Below are 18237 nucleotides of genomic sequence, written 5' to 3' on the forward strand. Positions count from 1 at the left end.
CTGTGCAAGCCGACTTTCTTCCCGGCGTCATCGCCATCGCCACCGATTTCCGCCGCGCACCGGTGCAGCGATACCTGCGTGCCCGGGAAGAGCATCGTCCCCGCTCGTCGGGTCCGGCAGTGGCGGCGTTGATCGCCCTGATCCACCGGTACTCCGAGCACGCCGAGGTCACGCTCGGAGTGATTGCGCCGGAGGATGATTCACCGATTCCGTTGCGGGTGGCCGTCGAGCCGGATCGCACGGCGCAGGCGCTGGCCGCAGAGGTCGATGCGGCCCGCTCGCGAGCGGCGGCCGCACGCGCCGGCTTCGACATCGACGAATTGATCGGGACGCTCTGTCCCACACCGGTATTCGACCGCCATCCGCTGTTCCAGATCGCCTACTGCGAAATCACCGGCGAGCACGACCCGGACGCGGCGGAGGACGCGCTCGAGGCCGTCGTCGGCTGCGATCTGGTCTTCGTCGAGGATCGCGGCGCGGGTGAACTGCGCTGCGAATACGATGCGGAGCTGTTCGAACCGCAGACGGTGCGGCGGCTGCTGGCGCAGTGGGCGATGCTGATCGACGCGTTCATCGCGCAGCCGGATACCGCGCTCGCGGCTTTGCCGATGCTGCCGGAGGGGGACCGGGCGGCCCTCGACGAGTGGTCGACCGGGCCGCAGGTGGCCCGCCCGGCGACGACGCTGCACGCACTGATCGCCGAACGAGCGGCGAGCCGGCCCGACAGTCCCGCCGTCGTGTCCGACGCGGGCACGCTGAGTTACGGCGAACTCGACGACCGCGCCGCGCGGGTCGCCGGATATCTGAGCGCCGCGGGGGTGCGGCCCCGGCAGATCGTCGCGCTGTGCGTGCGGCGTTCGCCGCGGGTGCCGGTGCTGGCGCTCGGTGTCATGAAGGCCGGTGCGGCGTATCTGCCGCTGGATCCCGCGGATCCGGATGCGCGGCTGGCGACGATCCTGGCGGATTCCGGGGCGTCGGTGGTGCTGTGTGACGACGCCGAGATCGCCGAACGCTTATCCGCCGAGGGCGTCACGGCGATCGATCTGGACGCCGTAGGGGACGAACTGGACCGGACCGAGCCCGCACTCGCCCGTGTCGGCGCGCCGACGGATCTCGCCTACGTCATCTACACCTCCGGTTCGACCGGCCGGCCCAAGGGTGTGCTGATCGAACATGCGGCGATCTGTAATCGCCTGCTGCACGACGCGATTCGCATCGACGAGTCGGACCGGGTGCTACAGAAGACGCCGCTGACGTTCGACGTGTCGGTGTGGGATCTGTTCTACCCGCTGGTGCGCGGGGCGCAGTCGGTCCTGTGTGATGCCGAGGGGCATCGGGATTCGCGCTATCTCCTGGACGTCATTCGCGCGCAGGAGATCACCGTCGCGCACTTCGTGCCCTCGATGCTGCGCACGTGGCTGGCCGAACCCGGCGCCGAGGCGTGCACCTCGCTGCGGTACGTGACCACCAGCGGTGAGGCGCTACCCGCCGACGTGGCCGCCGAATTCCACCGGCTGCTGCCGGATACCGCGCTCTACAACTACTACGGACCGACCGAAGCGGCCGTCGACGTCACCTGCGAACAGGTGCTTCCGGGCGCGGCGGTCACCCTCGGCCGGCCGATCGAGAATGTGCGTGCCGTCGTCCTGGACACCGCGGGACAGCTTGTGCCGGTAGGCGTTCCGGGGCAGCTGCATCTGGCCGGGGTCTGTCTGGCGCGTGGCTATGTCGACCCCGCCGACGAGATCGGCCGCTTCGTGGCCGACCGGCGGACCGGAGAACGGCTGTACGCCACCGGTGATCGTGTGCGGCGGCTGCCCGACGGACGCCTGGAGTATCTCGGCCGGGCCGACCATCAGCTCAAATTGCGTGGTCTGCGGATCGAAGCCGGTGAGGTGGAGGCCGCGTTACGCTCCGCCGAGGGAGTGCGCGAGGCCGTGGTCACGGTCTTCGGCGATGATCCGCAGCGGAGCGAACTGGTCGGCTACGTGAGCGCCGCCGCCGACGCGGGTGTCGACACCGACGCGGTGCGCGCACATGTCCGTACTCTGCTGCCAGCGTATATGGTGCCGGCGAAAATCGTTGTGCTCGAGGATTTTCCCCGCAACTCGGCCGGGAAGATCGATCGCAGGAGTTTGCCCGCGCCCGTCGTCGCGGTGCCCGGCACGACCGCCGCGTCACCGAGCGATCTCTCCGACGCGATAGCGGCGGTCTGGGCGCACGTGCTCGAGTGCGATTCGGTGCCCGCCACCGCGAATTTCTTCGATCTGGGCGGCAATTCACTGCTCGTCGCCCGGGTGCACCTGGCACTGGAAGAGGCGCTCGGGATCTCGATCGCGCGCACGGACCTGTTCCGCTATCCGACCGTGGCCGCACTGGCCGCGGCTCTCGCCGGCTCGGTCGCCGCCCGAGAGTCGGTCGACGATGCCGGCGACCACAGCGGTCCGTTCGCGGTGATCGGCATGGCCGTGCGGGTTCCGGGCGCTGCCGATCTCGACGAATTCTGGGATGTCATCGCGGATGCGCGCACGACGATGACCGAACTCGACGACGAGCAGTTGCGGGCCGCGGGCGAATCGGAGGAGCGCATCGCCGCGCCGAATTACGTGCGCACCGCGGCCGTCCTGGACGATATCGCCGGATTCGACGCCGAGTACTTCGGTTTCACCGCCCGCGAGGCACAGGTCACCGATCCGCAGCATCGGCTGCTGCTGGAATGCGCGGTCGAGGCGCTCGAACACGCGGGCTACGGTGGTGCGCCGCACCGTCCGCGCACCGGGGTGTTCGTGGGCGGGCTGCCCAGCAGCTACTTCCACCGCTATTTCGCCGACGACTTCACGCAGCTGCCCTCCACCCAGCACTATCAGATCAAGGTCGGCAACGAACCCGACTTCCTGCCCACCTCGATCGCCTACCGCCTCGACCTGCACGGACCGGCCGTCACCGTGCAGAGCGCGTGTTCGACCTCGCTGGTCGCGGTCCATCTGGCCTGCCAATCCATCGGACGGGGCGAATGCGAGATCGCCCTGGCCGGCGGGGTCGCGGTGCGAGTGCCGGATCGGGTCGGCTACCTGCATCAGGAGGGGATGGTCGCCTCGCCGGACGGGCACTGTCGCGCCTTCGACGAGCAGGCCGGCGGCACCGTCTTCGGCAACGGGGCGTGCGTGGTCGTGCTCAAACGGCTCGTCGCCGCGGTGCGCGACGGTGACCGGATCTTCGCCGTGGTGCGCGGCACAGCGATCAACAACGACGGCTCCGCGAAGGTCGGGTTCACCGCGCCGAGTGTCGACGGCCAGGTCGAGGTCATCCGCCGGGCGCATCGCGTGGCCGGGGTGGCGCCGGCCGAGATCGGATACGTCGAGGCGCACGGTACCGCCACCCCGATGGGGGATCCGATGGAGATCGCCGCCCTCACCGAGGCATTCGGCGGTCCGCGCGCGGATCGGTGCGAGGTCGGATCGGTGAAGGCGAATATCGGCCACCTCGATACCGCCGCCGGTGTGGCGGGATTCGTCAAAGCCGTTCTGGCGTTGGATCACGCGGTCCTGCCGGGACTCGCGGATCTGCACCAGCCCAGTAGCCGGATTCCCTGGTCCGAGACGCCTTTCCGGGTGTCGCCGCGCTCGCGCGCATGGCCGTCGGATCGGCCGCGGATCGCCACGGTGTCGGCCTTCGGCATCGGCGGCACCAACGCGCATGCGGTGCTGGAGGCCGCGCCGCCGCGCATCGCGAGCGCCGCACCCGCGGGCTGGACCGGACTGTTCCGGTTGTCGGCGCGTTCCGATGCGGCACTGCGTGACCTCGCGCAGCGTTACCTCGATCGGCTGGATGCCGATGTTGCCGTCGAAGACGTCTGCTACACAACAGGTTTCGGCCGGGAGCATCATGGGCAGCGGCTGGCCGCGGTGATCTCCACCCTGCCGGAGTTGCGGGCGGCGCTGGCGGCCTACCTGCGCGGTGAACCCGCGGCGGCATTGTTCACCGAGGCGGAGCAGCATGCGGACCACCGCCTGTGCCTGGTCCTGGGTGACGCTCCCGAAGCCGGTGTCGACGAATTCCTCGACCGGTACGCCGACGATGCGGTGGTGCGGAAGGCGCGCGCGGAGGTGTCGGCGGCACTCGGCGGCGCCGAACCCGCCGGAGTGCAGGCGGAGCTGGCCCGTCAGTACGTCCTGGTGCAGATGTGGCGAGCGTGCGGCCTGCACTGGGATGCGGTGATCGGTTACGGCACGGGCGAATACGTGGCCGCGACGATCTCCGGCGTCCTCGATCTGGCGACCGCCATGCGGGCCGCCGCGGCGGGGACGCCGGCGTGGGCGGGCGGCGATCGCCGGGACCTGCGGTTGGCATCGCACGCACCGAATGCCGACGCACCGCTCGATTCGTGCGTGGCGGCCGTGGGCTGTGATCGGATGCTGGTGCTGGGCCGTCGCAGCGACGAACGAGCCCGGCTGCGGCTGGCCGCCGATCGGTACGGCGTCCACACGGTACTGGCGGCCGACGGGCCGCACGATTTCTCGCGCGGTCTGCTGGTCGCGGCGGCGAAACTCTATGCGAGCGGTGTGGACATCTGTCCCACGCCGTGGGGACCGTTCGCCCAGGGGCGTCGAATCCCGTTGCCCACCTACGCATTCCAACGCAGCACCTTCTGGGTCGAACCGAAACGTGCTAGCCGCCGCGCCGAGAGCGCCGCCGAGGAGACCGGGCTGCCCGGCCGTCCGGTGGATCTGCCGCTGTCGGAGGAGATTCGCTACGAACGCGGTTTCGCCTGTGACTCACCGTCGTATGTGACCGATCACCGGTTGTTCGGTACCGCGGTGGTGCCCGGCGCCTCGCATATCGCGATGGTGCTGGCCGCGGCCGCGCACCACATCGACGGGCCCTACGTGCTGCGGGACACGTTGTTCCTGCATCCGTTCGCCGTGTCGGACGGCGGCAGCCGCCGCGCACAACTGGTGCTGCGGCCGAGCGGTCCGGGCTGGGACGTGACCCTCGTCGCCGAGGAGGAATCCGGTGCGGGCGCGGCCTGGCCGGCGCTGTTCCGCACCGCGCTGGAAAGCGCTCCCGCCGAATCGGATTCGACATTCGGCGATACCGAGCGCGGCGATATTCTCGCCCGCTGCCCGCAGGAGCTGTCCGGACTCGAGTTCTATCGTGACGTGTGGGTGCCGGGGCTCGACACCGGAAACTCCTTCCACTGGATCGAGAGCATCCGGCGCGGCGACAACGAGGCACTGTGCCTGACCACCCGGCCCGAGGGGGTGGAAATCGGGCCGGAACCGCTGCACGCCGGGTTGGTCGAGGCCGCGTTCCAGGTGCTCAACAGCTGCTGGAAATACGACAACGATCTGCTGCGGGCGCAGGAGAACATCTACGTTCCGTTCAGTATCGACCGCTACTACTTCTCCGGTCGCCGCACCGAGGGCCCGCTGTGGATCCATGCCCGATTGGCGGGCGGGCACGGGGCGGGTGACGAGGCGTTCACCGCGCATATCCGGATGTACAGCGCCACCGGCGAATTGGTGGTCGCCGTGGACGGATTCGAATCGCGGCGCATCAGCCGGGCGCAGGTGGAGCGGGCGCTCGCGCACAAGACGGTCGATATCACCCACGAGCAACACTGGCAGCGCACCGAGGCAGCCGATACGGGCACCGAGCCGGTCTCGCTGCTGGTCGTCGACGATGAACCCGACCGGTTGAGCCGTTTCGCGCGGGTGCTGCGCGCGCGGGCGATTCCGGCCGAGACGGTACTGATCGGTGCGGATGCCCCGCCGGGATCGGGCATCACGCGCAGCGCGGCCACCGACGCCGAAATTCGCGCGTGGCCGGTCGAATTCGCCGCAGCGGACCGTCGCGGCTACGTCGACCTGCGCGGCCTGACGACAGCCGACGGCGAGAGCGCGCGGTTCGTCGGCGAGGCCGCCCGGCGGTGTGCCGCGGCGGTGCGACCACTACCGGCGCTGGCATCCGAACGCGTCCGCGTGTGGTGGCCCACGCGCGGCGCCCAACCGGTGACCGGCGACGCCGACGTCACCGATCCGGCTGCGACCATGCTGTGGGGTATCGCCACGGTCGTCCGGCGCGAGTATCCGGAACTGCGTTGCAGCACAGTCGATCTGAATGGTGACGACGATTCGTCGCTGATGCGGCTGGCGGCCGAGATCCACCGCTGGTCGCCGGAGATGCGGATCGCCCATCGCGGCGGGAATCGCTACGTCGCGCGGCTCCGCCGGGCGCAGCCGGGGACGGATGTGCGGATACGGCGCGATCGCAGCTATCTCGTCACGGGCGGGCTGCGGGGGATCGGCCCGCGCGTGGCGCACATGCTCGCCGAGCAGGGCGCGGGGCACCTCGTACTCGTCGGCCGCACCGCACCCGATCCGGAGACCGCGCGGCTGCTGGACGAGATCCGCGGCGGCGGCTGCTCGGTCACCGTGCACACCGCCGACATCGGCGCCGAATCGCTCGCCGACGTGGTGGCGGCAGCGCCTCACCCGGTCGGCGGCGTCGTGCATGCGGCGGGTGCGCTCGACGATGCGACGATCGCCGGGCTGGACGCCGGCCGATTCGAGAAGGTCCTGGCGCCCAAGGTCGGCGGTATCCACCGGCTGCGCGAAATCCTCGGTGCGGATACGGAATTCGTGGTGTGCTTCTCGTCGCTGACCGCGACCGTCGGTGCGGGCGGACAGGCCAATTACGCGGCGGCCAACGCGTATCTGGACGGGTACGCGTCGCTGTTGCGGGCCCGGGGGATCCGCGCGACCAGCATCGCGTGGGGCCCGTGGGGCGAGATCGGGATGGCGGCCCGGCTCGACGCCGAAGAGCGCGAGCGGGCCCGGCTACGCGGCTACCGCCCGCTCTCGCCGGAGCAGGGGCTGCGTCTGCTGGCCGGCAACCTGGTCGCTGCCGGTCCGACCGTCATCGCCGCGGATCTGGACTGGCCGAAGCTGGCCGCGGCCGCGGGTGGTGACCCGTGGTACGGAAGTATCGCCGCCACCCCCGCCGCTGCCGGACCGGCCGCCTCGCTGCGTGAACGGGCTCTGGCGGCCGCCCGGACCGACCGGGCGGCCCTCGTGCGCGAGCTCACGGCCACCGAGGTGAAGGCGGTGCTGGGCCTCGACGCCGGGCATCTGATCGACCCGGAGGAGGGATTCACCCAGCTCGGGATGGACTCCCTCGCGGTCGTCGAACTGCGCTCACGCCTACAGGACGGTTTCGGACTCGCGCTGCCCGCGACCTTCGGATTCGACTATCCGACCGTCGAGAAGGCGGCCGAATATCTCATGGCCGCAATCGGTTCCGGGGAGGCCGACGCGCCGGACCCGGCCACTGCCGCCGTTCATGCTCGGCCGCACCACACGACGACACAGGGCGGAGCGCCGCACCTCACCGACGTACCGCCCGAGGGTTCGGCTCCGGCCGGGCCGTATTCGGATGCCTCGACCTCGGCCCCGGCCGCGCCGGATTCGCCGGCTGCGGATTCGCTCGCGCCGACCGCCGCTGTCGCGAGTCCGGCAGGTCCGCCTCCGGCCGAATCGCAACCGGCGGCTTCGGAATCGGCCCCGTCGGCCCCGCCGGCGCCGCCCCAGTCGGAGGATCCGATCGCCGCCGAGCTGGCTCTGCTGGAGGCGGCATTACACAGCGACGCACAGTGGTGAGGGATATGTCCGCAGCAAGTTCCGAATCCGTCTCCACCACCGGTGTGACACCCGACCGCGAGCAGCGCATCGCCGCGGCCCTGCGCGCGGCGCGGGAGCGGCTGGCCGAACCTCGTCCGGCGGAACCGATCGCGATCGTCGGCATCGGCTGCCGGTTCCCCGGCGGCATCACCGGGCCGGACACCCTGTGGGACGTCGTGGCCGGGGGTGTCGACGCCACCGGCGAACAGCCCGGCGATCGGTGGGATGTGCAGCGGTTCTACGATCCGGACCCGGACAAGCCCGGCACCATCTACACCACCCGCGGCGGATTTCTCGACGCGGTGGACATGTTCGACGCCGACTTCTTCGGCATCTCGCCGCGCGAAGCGCACGCGATGGACCCGCAGCAACGGCTCCTGCTGGAAATCGCGTGGGAGGCGGTGGAGAACGCGGGTATCGCGCCCCAGCGGCTGCGCGGATCCGATACCGGCCTGTTCGTCGGATTCAGCTGGCGCGACTACGACCGCATCGCCGTCGCGAATATCCCCGAGGCCATGAACGCCTATGCGGGGCTGGGGAATACACCGAGTATCGCGGTGGGCCGGGTGGCGTACACGCTGGATCTGCACGGACCGGTGTCACTGGTGGACACCGCGTGCTCGTCGTCGCTGGTGGCGGTCCATCAGGCGGTGCAGAGTCTGCGCAACGGCGACTGCTCGACGGCGCTGGCCGGTGGTGTGAATCTGATTCTCTCGCCGTTCTCGACGATGTTCTGCTGTCGCATCCGGGCGTTGTCGCCGGACGGCCGCTGCAAGACCTTCGATGCCTCCGCCGACGGATACGGTCGCGCCGAGGGCGCCGGTCTGGTGGTGCTCAAGCGGCTCTCGCAGGCACAGCGCGACGGCGACCGGATCTACGCGGTGATCCGCGGCTCCGCGGTCAATCACGACGGCCGGACCGGCGGACTCACCGTGCCGAGTGCCCGCGCCCAGGAGGCAGTGGTGCGGGCAGCGCTGCGGGCGGCGAATCTCGAACCGGCGCAAGTGAACTACATCGAGGCACACGGCACGGGCACCGCGCTGGGCGACCCGATCGAAATCGGTGCGCTGAACTCCGTCTTCGGCGGCGCGCGTGCGCCGCTGTGGGTCGGGTCGATCAAATCGAATTTCGGGCACGCCGAGACGGCGGCGGGGATCGCCGGTCTGATCAAGGCGGCCCTGGCCGTCGAGCGCGGTGTGCTGCCGCCGACGCTGCACGTGCGGGAACCGAATCCACGCATCGATTGGGCGTCCGGTTCGGCGCGGGTGGTCACCGAGCCCACACCGTGGCCGGCCGGATCGCGGATCGCGGGTGTCAGTTCGTTCGGCTTCAGCGGGACCAATGCGCATGTGCTGGTCGAACAACCGCCGGTGGCAGCCGAATCCGGCAGCGCCGTGCCCTCGGGCCTGCTGACGCTGTCCGCCCGCAGCGACGAGGCGTTGCGGGCGCAGGCGCGGCGGTTCGCGCTCGCGCTGCGTACCGTGGAACCGACGAGGCTCGAATCGGTGTGCGCGACAGCGAATCTCGGGCGGAGCGCGTTCGAACATCGACTCGCCGTGGTGGCCGGGAGTACGACCGCGATGGCGGCCGCCCTGGACGCGCATACCGCCGGGCAGCGGCAGCCGACGATCGTGACCGGCCACGTGCCGCGGGGTCGTGCCGTGCGTACCGCACTGTTGATCGGGCACCGCGGACCCGGTGTGGAACCGCTCGATCGCGAAAGCTACACCGGCTCCGACGTCTTTCGCGCCGCCGTCGACGAATGCCTGGAGGCGACCGCCTCGCGGGAGGGTTTCCGGACCGCCCTGTTCGCCGGGCTGGCACCGCATCAGGCGCAGCGCGTCCCCGGCCTGGCGGATGCGCTGGCCTTCGTGCACCGGTACGCCACCACTCGCCAGTTGCTGGCATTCGGTCTGCGCCCGGCTGCCGTGCTGGGCGTCGGCGTGGGCGAGTACGTGACCGCCGCGATCGCCGGAATTCTGGAACCGGCTGTGGCACTGCGTGCTTCGGTCTCGACAGCGGCGCTGCTCGGCGAGCGCGTGGTGGCACGCACCGACGACCGTGCGCTGCTCGACGCGGTACTGCGCGAAACCGGTGCGCGCCTGTGCGGTCACGCCGGCGACCGTTATCTGCTGGAGGCGGGCCCCGGCGGCCGCGAGCCCTTCCTGCACCGCCTGCGCGCCGCCGGTATCGCCGCGACGACGCACGCCGAACTGCGCGACCACCTGGGAACGGCTGTCCCCGATCTGGGACAGCCGGGCGAGCCCGAACTCACCGTCGTCTCCGCGCACACCGGGATACGCCTCGGCCACGAAGCGTCCGATCCCGCGTACTGGTCGAGCCGCCCGCTGTGGCCCGGGCACCTGGACCGGGCCTTCGCCACGCTGGGAGAACTCGACTGCACGGTATTCGCCGAGGTCGCGGGGGCGACGCTGAGCGAGCTGGGAAGCCGCCGCACCGCCCCGGAGAGCCGCTGGTTCACCACCGGTACCACTCGCGGCGAACTGATCCGGTGCACGGCCGGGCTGTTCGTGGCCGGAGCCGTCGACGACCTGCGCGACCTGCACGGCACCCACTATTCCCGGATCACCCTCCCCACCTATCCCTTTCAGCGCCGCCGCTACTGGGCGGAAGCGTCCGGCGCCACGCATGCGAGCGGCGAGCCGAGCACACCCGCTGCGTCGGCTCGGCCTCCGCAGGTCGAAGCCCTCGGTGTGGACAGCCTCGATGCCGCTCCACCGGCCACGACAGCATCGGGCGCTGGTCAGGGAACTGTCCAGGGGTCCGCAGTTTCCGGACCGCCTGTGCGCACCGATGCGACCGGGTCGGACGTGCCCGCGGGAGCCGTCGAATCGGCGCGGTCCGCGCCGTCCGAGGCGGAGCTGTACCTGCTGCGCCGACGCGTGAGCTCGGTGGTGGTCGGGAGTATCCGGCAGGTCTTCCAGATGCCGGATTCCGATCCCGTCGATCTGCAGACACCGCTGCAGGAACTCGGCTTCGACTCGCTCATGGCGATCGAATTGCGGACCGTACTGGGCCGCGCGCTCGCGCTGCCCATCGAAGCGGCATTCGCCTTCGAATTCCCCACGGCCACAGCGCAAATCGCCGAGCTCACCGAGCGGTTGGCCGCCGCACCGACGATTCCGCCCGGGCCGGCCGCCGAACCGGCGATGTCGGCACCGGCGACCGCGGCGGAACCGACCACGATCGAGCCGCAGCCGGAGCACCACGACGCGTCCGACCCGCACCCCGTGTCGTTCGACATCCCCGTCAGCACGACCCGCACCCCGCTCGACGGCTTGAGCGAATCCGATCTCATCGCGCTGGCTCGCGCGGAAGTGGCTGCCCTGGAAGAGGTGCTGCGTTGACCCCGACCGCGACGAATCCGAGTGTGCTGCCCGAGGGCGGCGACAGCAGCGAGGCCTTACGCGGCGCCATCGCCGCCCTGCGCACGGCCCGCGGGGCCTTGGCACAGCGCAGTGAGCCGGTCGCCGTGATCGGTGCGGGCTGTCGCCTGCCCGGCGGGGTGGGTTCGCTGGAGGAGTTCGCAGAATTCCTGCGCGCGGGCGGCGACGGCGTGGTCGATATTCCACCGGACCGCTGGGATGTCGAGCACTACTACGATCCGGACGCCGACGCACCCGGCAGATCCTTCATCGCGAAGATGGGCGCCCTCACCGATATCGGCGATTTCGATGCCGCCTTCTTCGGCATCTCGCCGCGCGAGGCCGAGGCCATGGACCCGCAGCAGCGGCTGCTGCTCGAGGTCGCGTGGGAGGCGCTCGAGCATGCCGCGATTCCACCGGAGTCCCTGCGCGAGAGCCGAACCGGCGTCTTCGTCGGCATGTGCCCCAACGATTACGGCGCCGCGGCGACGGATCCGGCGGCGATCGACATCTATTCCGCCACCGGTCTGGCGCCGTCGGTGGCGGCCGGGCGGATCGCCTATCACCTCGGACTGCAGGGGCCCGCCCTGGTCGTCGACACCGCATGCTCGTCCGCACTGGTCGCGCTGCATCTGGCGGTGCAGAGCCTGCGGTCGGGGGAGTGCGAGCTGGCATTGGTGGCCGGGGTCAATCTGATCGTGTCCCCGCAGTCGATGATCTCGATGTCGAAACTCCGGGCGCCCTCGCCGAGCAATCGCTGCGCGCCCTTCTCCGCCGCCGCCGACGGACTGGTGCGCGGCGAGGGGTGCGGCGTCGTCGTGCTGAAGCGCGAGTCCGCCGCCCACGCCGCCGGGGATCGAGTGCTGGCCTCGATCGTGGCCACTGCCCTCGATCAGGACGGCCGCAGCAACGGACTCACCGCGCCCAACGGCCGCGCCCAGGAACAGGTGCTGCGGGATGCGCTGCGCGAGGCCAAGCTGGAGGCCGGCCGCATCGACTACATCGAGGCGCACGGCACCGGCACACCGCTGGGCGACCCCATCGAATTGCGGGCGCTGTCCGCGGTTTTCGGCGCCGATCGGGACCGTCCACTGCTCGTCGGATCGGCCAAGGGCAACCTGGGCCATCTGGAACCGGCCGCCGGAATCGCCGGACTGCTCAAGGCCATCACGGTCGTCCGCGACCGGATCGTCCCGCCCACACTGCATTTCGACGCGCCGAATCCGCTGATCGACTGGGACGCCACGCCGATCGTGATCCCGGCCGAGGCGCGGGAGATCTCCGGCGCCGAGCCGGTGTACGCGGGGGTCAGCGCATTCGGATTCAGCGGGACCAACGCGCATACGATCATCACCGCGACCCCGGGGATCGAACCGGCGGCCGAAGATGCCGGGGTTGCCGCCGAACCGGCTCGGGAACTGCTGGTCCTGCCGCTGTCGGCGGCCACCGAACAAGCTTTGCGGGATACCGCGCTTCGCTGGCGTGACCGGCTGGCGGCCGGCGCGCCCGCGCGTGACCTGTGCTTCACCGCGTCGCGTCGCGCCGCGCTCGACCATCGTGCCGTGGTGATCGGGGAAACCGCCGCCGCACTGCAACGCGGACTCACCGCCATCGCCGAGGATCGTGATCGCGCGGGCGTGATTCGCGGCCGCCGCGGCGAACCGGGCGCCCTGGTCTTCGTCTTCGCCGGATTCGGCGGGCACTGGACCGGAATGGGTGCCCAGCTCATGGCCGACTATCCGGTATTCGCCGAGGCGGTGCGGCGGTGTGCGGCGGCGTTCGAACCTCATCTGGGCACCGACATCGCCGAACTGCTGGCCACCGGCGAATCCGACGGCGGCCGTATCGATCTCGCTCAGCCCATGTCCTTCGCCGTGCAGATCGGATTGGCGGAATTGCTGGCGGCGACCGGGTTCCGGCCCGATGCCGTGATCGGCCATAGCGTCGGTGAGATCGCGGCCGCCCGGGTCGCGGGGGCACTGAGCCTCGCCGACGCCGCCGCGGTCATCGTCCACCGCAATCGTGTGCTGCGCGCGATCGAAGGTACCGGCGGCATGTTGTCGGTGCCGATGAGCGCCGGTGAGCTCACCGGATGGCTGGAGCAGATCGAAGGCGAATTCGACCTCGCCGCGGTGAACGGACCCGCGCAGGTCGTCGTCTCCGGGACGGTCGCCGATCTGGACCGGCTCGAAAAGGCGCTGGCCGCAGCCGGTTACGATCCTCGGCGGGTGAAGATCGAGTCGGCCGCGCACAGCCGCCAGCTGGATCCGCACCTGGACGCCTTCGTCGAGCGGATCGCCGGCATCACCGCGATCCCGGGTGGCCGGGCCGCCTTCCTGTCCACCGTGGAGTCCGACTACGTCCCCACCGATGCGCTGACCGCCGACTACTGGGGTCGTAATCTGCGCAGCACGGTCCGCCTCGACGAGACCGTCGAGCGGGTGCTTGCGGAGGGTCCGGCGACCTTCGTCGAGATCGGGCCCAATCCCGTTCTGGTGGACGGCATCCGCGCCCGCATCGATGCCTCGAACGACCGGGGTGCGGTGGCCGGATCCCTGAAACGCAACGGCTACGCGCGCCGCGACATCCTGGAACTGATCGCCCGGTTGTACGTGCACGGAGTTCCCGTGGACTGGGCGGCCGCCGGGGTGCGCGGCCGGATCGTCGAACTACCGGCGTATCCGTGGCAGCACAAGCGGTTCTGGGCTCGCTCCGACTGGGATGTGGCCGCCGAACAGCACGATGGTCAGGCGGTGGTCGAATCGTCCGTCAGCGGCGAACGCCTGCTCCAGCGCGTGGTCGATCCCGCCCGCTCGCCCTGGTTGCTCGACCACGCGGTCGGGGATACGCCGGTCGCCGCGGGCGCCTGGCTGGTCAACCTCGCCGCCGCGGCCCGCCTGCAGCACGGTTTCGGGCCCGGCTGCCATTTCGCCGATATCCGGTTCGAACGGGTACTCACCCTGCCCGAATCCGGCCGTCGAGTGCAGGTGGTGCTGCGCGACAACGAGTTTCGCATCAGCGCCCGCGCCGCCGAGCCGGGTGACGCGGCCACGGTGTGGACCGAGCACGCTCGCGGACGGATCGTTTCCGGCGAGAACATCCCCGAGGTCCCGGGACTGGCCGCGGCGCGGCGGCACTGCCTCACCGCGGTGGACCCGCAGGATCTCTACGCGGCCTACACCCGCAACGGCACCCGTTACGGGGCGGCCTTCCGCACGGTGACGGAACTGTCGGTCGGCGATGGTGAGGCGCTCGGGCGGGTGAGCGCGGCGGCCGGTGCGCGCGACCCGGAGCACGGGGTGGCGGCCGCCGCGGTGCTCGACGGATGTTTCCAGGTGGTCGGCGCACTGGCCGGGGACGAACTGTTCCTGCCGTCCGCGATCGGCGCCCTGCACGTCGCCGACCACATTCCGCCGCAGGTCCACGCCCATGTGCGCCGCTACGCCCGCGACGGTCGCCTGCAGACCGCCGACCTCGACATCTACGCCGACGACGGCTCGCTCGTCGCCACGGTGCGCGAGCTGACCGCGACCCGCGTCGACGCGGCGGATACCGCCGATGCCGCCGTCCTCGCGGTCGATTGGCAGCAGCGTCCGCGCGCGACCGGGCGGCTCTCGGGGCGCTGGGTGGTCGTCGGCGGCGACCCGGACGACGACGCACCGCTGGGATCCGAAACGCTGATCCGGGAACTCGTCGCGGCGGGCGCCGACGCCGCCACGGTCGCGGTCGCGCCGAGTGCCGACGACACCGAACCGCACGCCCCGACCTTCGACGAACCCGCGGATCACATCCTGTACCTCGCCGGAACCGAGGACGGTGCAACGGCATTCGCCGATCTCGCCGCACTGCTCGGCCTCGCGCGGGCGGCCGTGCGGATGACCTCCGCGCCCCGGCTGTGGGTGGTCACGCGCGGCGGTCAGGCGGTGGCGCAGGAGTGCGTGGACCCGTGGCAGGCGGCCCTGTGGGGTTTCGGCACCGCCCTGGCCGCCGAACACCCCGAACTGCGGACCACGCTCGTCGACCTGGCCGCCGACGCGGGCGTGGACGGCGACGACGCGGCCGACCTGATCGCGGAACTCGCCGACGGCAGCGAGCGGCATATCGCGCTGCGCTCCGGACTCCGCTGGGTCGCGCGCCTCGACCGGGTCCGGCTGAACCCGGATCCACCCGTCGTCGCCGCGGGCACCCGCGGCTTCGGGGTGGATATCGACGAGCCCGGCCGCCTGCAGACGCTGACGCTGCGCGGTCGCGGCCGGCCGCGACCGGGCCCCCGTGAGGTCGTCGTCGCCGTGGCCGCCGCCGGCCTCAACTTCGCCGACGTCATGTGGGCCATGGGCTTTTTCGCGGATCTCGACGACGTGCCGCTGGGATCGGAATGCGCGGGCACCGTCGTCGCCGTGGGCGCCGAGGTCGACACGGTGCGCGTCGGCGACCGGGTGGTGGCGGTGGCGCTGAACTGCCTGGCCACCCATGCCGTCGCCGACGCGGCGCTGGTCTATCGGCTGCCGGAGACGTTCGCGCTCACCGACGCCGCGGCGCTGCCCACCGCCTACACCACTGCCTGCTACGCACTCGAACATCTGGCCCGGGTGCGCCCCGGCATGCGCATCCTGATCCATTCGGCTACGGGTGGCACGGGTGCGGCGGCCATCGCGGTGGCACAGCGGCACGGGCTGGAGATCATCGCGACCGCGGGCACCGAGGACAAGCGCCGCTTCCTGCGGGAGCTGGGCATCGAGCACGTCTTCGACTCGCGCACCACGGAATTCGAGCAGCAGGTTCTCGACGTCACCGCCGGCGCGGGGGTCGATGTCGTTCTCAACTCCCTCACCGGCGCGGCCGCCGAGGCGAGTCTGCGCACGGTCGCCGCCGACGGGATCTTCCTCGAGCTCGGCAAACGCGATATCTACGGCTCGGGGCGACTCGCCCTGGAGCATTTCAAACGCCGCGTTACCTACACCGCCGTCGATATGGCCGGCCTGCACCGCGAGCGCCCGGCGGTCTTCGCCGAACTGCTGCATGACACGCTCGACCGCGTCGTCTCCGGCGAACTGGAACCGCTTCCGGTGCAGACCTATCCGATCGCCGCGGCGGCCGAGGTGTTCCGGCTGATGAGCACCGGTGCGCACACCGGCAAACTGGTGCTGGTGACCGACGACGCGGCCATCACCGACATCGTGCGCGGCGCCGCGCAGGGGCTGGCCGAACCCGGCTGCGTGCTGATCACCGGCGGCCTCGGCGGGCTGGGTCTCGAACTGGCCCGCACCCTGGTCGAACGGGGCGGCGCGCAGGTCGGACTGCTCGCTCGCCGTGAGCCGACCGCCGACGAACGCGCGATCATCGACGAACTCAACGCCGCCGGAGAACGCGTAATCGTGGAACGCGCCGACGTCGCCGATGCGGTCGAGGTCGCCGACGCCGTGGGGCGGTTGCGGTCCCGGATCGGTCCGGTGCGCGGGGTGTTCCATCTCGCGGCCGTCCTGCGCGACGCCGTCCTGACCAATCAGAGCTGGGCTCAGTTCGATCCCGTGCTGCGTCCGAAGGCATTGGGCGCCTGGAACATTCACCGCGCAGTGGCCGGCGATCCCGTCGAGTACTTCGTGATGTACTCCTCCACCGCGACCCTGCTGCCCTCGGGCGGTCAATTGAACTACGCCGCCGCCAACGCGTTTCTCGACGGCCTGGCGCACTACCGGCGCGCGCAGGGGCTGGCGGCCACCGCGGTGGCATGGGGTCCGTTCCGCGATACCGGACTCGCCGCGCGCAGCGCCGCGACGGAGGAGTATCTGGCCGGCCGCGGAATCCGCTCGCTGGCGCCGGCGACGGCATACACGCTGCTGGAGACACTGCTCGACGACGGTCGTCCCCGCGCCGCCATCATCGGTCTCGATGCCGACGCCTGGCTCGGGGCCCATCCCTTCGCGCGCGCCGTGCCGATGTACGAACCTCTGCGCGCCATGGGTTCCGGCGCCACCTCGGCCCTGGCGGACGAGCTGCGCCGCCTCCCGGCCGAGGAGCGCGAGGCCGCGCTGTGGGAGCTGCTGCTGAGCAGAACGGCCGCGGTCCTGCGCATCGATGCCGACGAGATCGATCCCGCCACACCGTTTCTGGAACTGGGCATGAGTTCGCTGGCGCTGCTCGAATTCAAGAACGGGCTGTCGGCGGCGCTGGGGATCGACCTGCCCGGCGCGGTGCACTGGGAGCATCCGACCGTGCGGGCGATGCACCGCTACCTGTCCGGCCGCCTGCGCGAGGAGGAGTCCCGATGAGCGTCTATCTGCACGGGATCTCCTATGCCGTCGGCGCTCGCGAGCCGATCGCGGGCCTGGAGCCGCTGCGCGAGGACCCCGCCATGTTGCGCGATATGCACGGCCTCGGCCTGTACCACTACTGCCGCACCGAACAGAGCCCGCTGCAACTGGCCGCCGAGGTGGTCGCGAGCACTCTCGACCGGATCCCGGTGGATGCGGCCGAGATCGACCTGCTGGTCTACGCGTCGTCGAGTCCCGAAACCGGCGCCCTGGCAGGTGGTGAATTCCTGCGTTTCTGTGAGCGTTTCGGCCTCACCCGCGCCACCCCGATCGGTGTCACCCTCGCCGAATGCGCGAATTTCGGCAGCGCCCTGCGGATCGCGCACAGCCTGGTCGCCGCCGGATCGGCCCGCAATGTCCTGGTCGTCACCTCCGACGCGTGCCCGGACCCGCACGCCCGCATCCTGCGCGACGCGCTCTCGGTGCTGAGCGACGGTGCGGCCGCCTGCCTGATCACCTCCGCCGAACCGTCGCGCATCGAGGTGCTCGGCTCGAATCAGGGCACCAACCAGCTGATCCGCGTGGCGAAGATGCCGGCGCTGGCCGGGCTCACCAAACGCGGCCTGTCCCGCGCGGTCGCCGATATGCTCGACCGCGCCGGCCTGGACCGCGCCGACGTGCGGCGCATCATCGCCAACAACGTCAACGAGGAGGCCGTGCGTTTCATGGCCGATTCGGCCGGACTCGACCACGACCTGTGCTATCTCGACAACATCGCCGACTACGCCCACGTGCACTCGGCCGACAACCTGATCAACCTGCAGACCTATCTGGAGGACGGCGTCGCACCGGGGGAGATCGTCATGACCATCAGCCACGGGTTCGGCACCTGGGGCGTCGCACTGTTGAGGATCGGCTGAC

4 protein-coding genes are annotated in these 18237 nt (G+C 70.8%); all 4 read left to right on the forward strand.

The window, feature by feature from the left end; all coding sequences use genetic code 11:
• Positions 1–2 precede the first annotated feature (2 nt).
• The 4 genes from IG65_RS35810 to IG65_RS0112790 are packed head-to-tail and all read left to right on the forward strand — an operon-like array spanning position 3 to position 18236.
• Complete coding sequence (locus IG65_RS35810; RefSeq protein WP_051755853.1) at positions 3–7658, forward strand: amino acid adenylation domain-containing protein; 7656 nt, start codon at positions 3–5, stop codon at positions 7656–7658.
• Between the two features lie 5 nt (positions 7659–7663).
• Positions 7664–11047 (forward strand): type I polyketide synthase, encoded by a 3384-nt coding sequence (locus tag IG65_RS0112775; RefSeq protein WP_081879447.1) that lies wholly within the window; start codon positions 7664–7666, stop codon positions 11045–11047.
• Positions 11044–17334 (forward strand): type I polyketide synthase, encoded by a 6291-nt coding sequence (locus IG65_RS35815; protein ID WP_197039826.1) that lies wholly within the window; start codon positions 11044–11046, stop codon positions 17332–17334. The genes IG65_RS0112775 and IG65_RS35815 overlap by 4 nt, the downstream gene beginning before the upstream one ends.
• A complete protein-coding gene (locus tag IG65_RS0112790) occupies positions 17331–18236 on the forward strand; it encodes a 3-oxoacyl-[acyl-carrier-protein] synthase III C-terminal domain-containing protein (RefSeq protein WP_030515120.1) in 906 nt (301 codons plus the stop codon). Before IG65_RS35815 ends, IG65_RS0112790 begins: the two co-directional genes overlap by 4 nt.
• Position 18237: the final 1 nt, after the last annotated feature.

It is taken from the genome of Nocardia sp. NRRL WC-3656, assembly GCF_000720265.1.
Classification (GTDB): Bacteria; Actinomycetota; Actinomycetes; order Mycobacteriales; family Mycobacteriaceae; genus Nocardia; species Nocardia nova.

Coding starts and splice junctions, on each gene's coding strand:
- IG65_RS0112775 (WP_081879447.1), top strand. CDS start 7,664: ATGTCCGCAGCAAGTTCCGAATCCGTCTCCACCACCGGTGTGACACCC.
- IG65_RS0112790 (WP_030515120.1), top strand. CDS start 17,331: ATGAGCGTCTATCTGCACGGGATCTCCTATGCCGTCGGCGCTCGCGAG.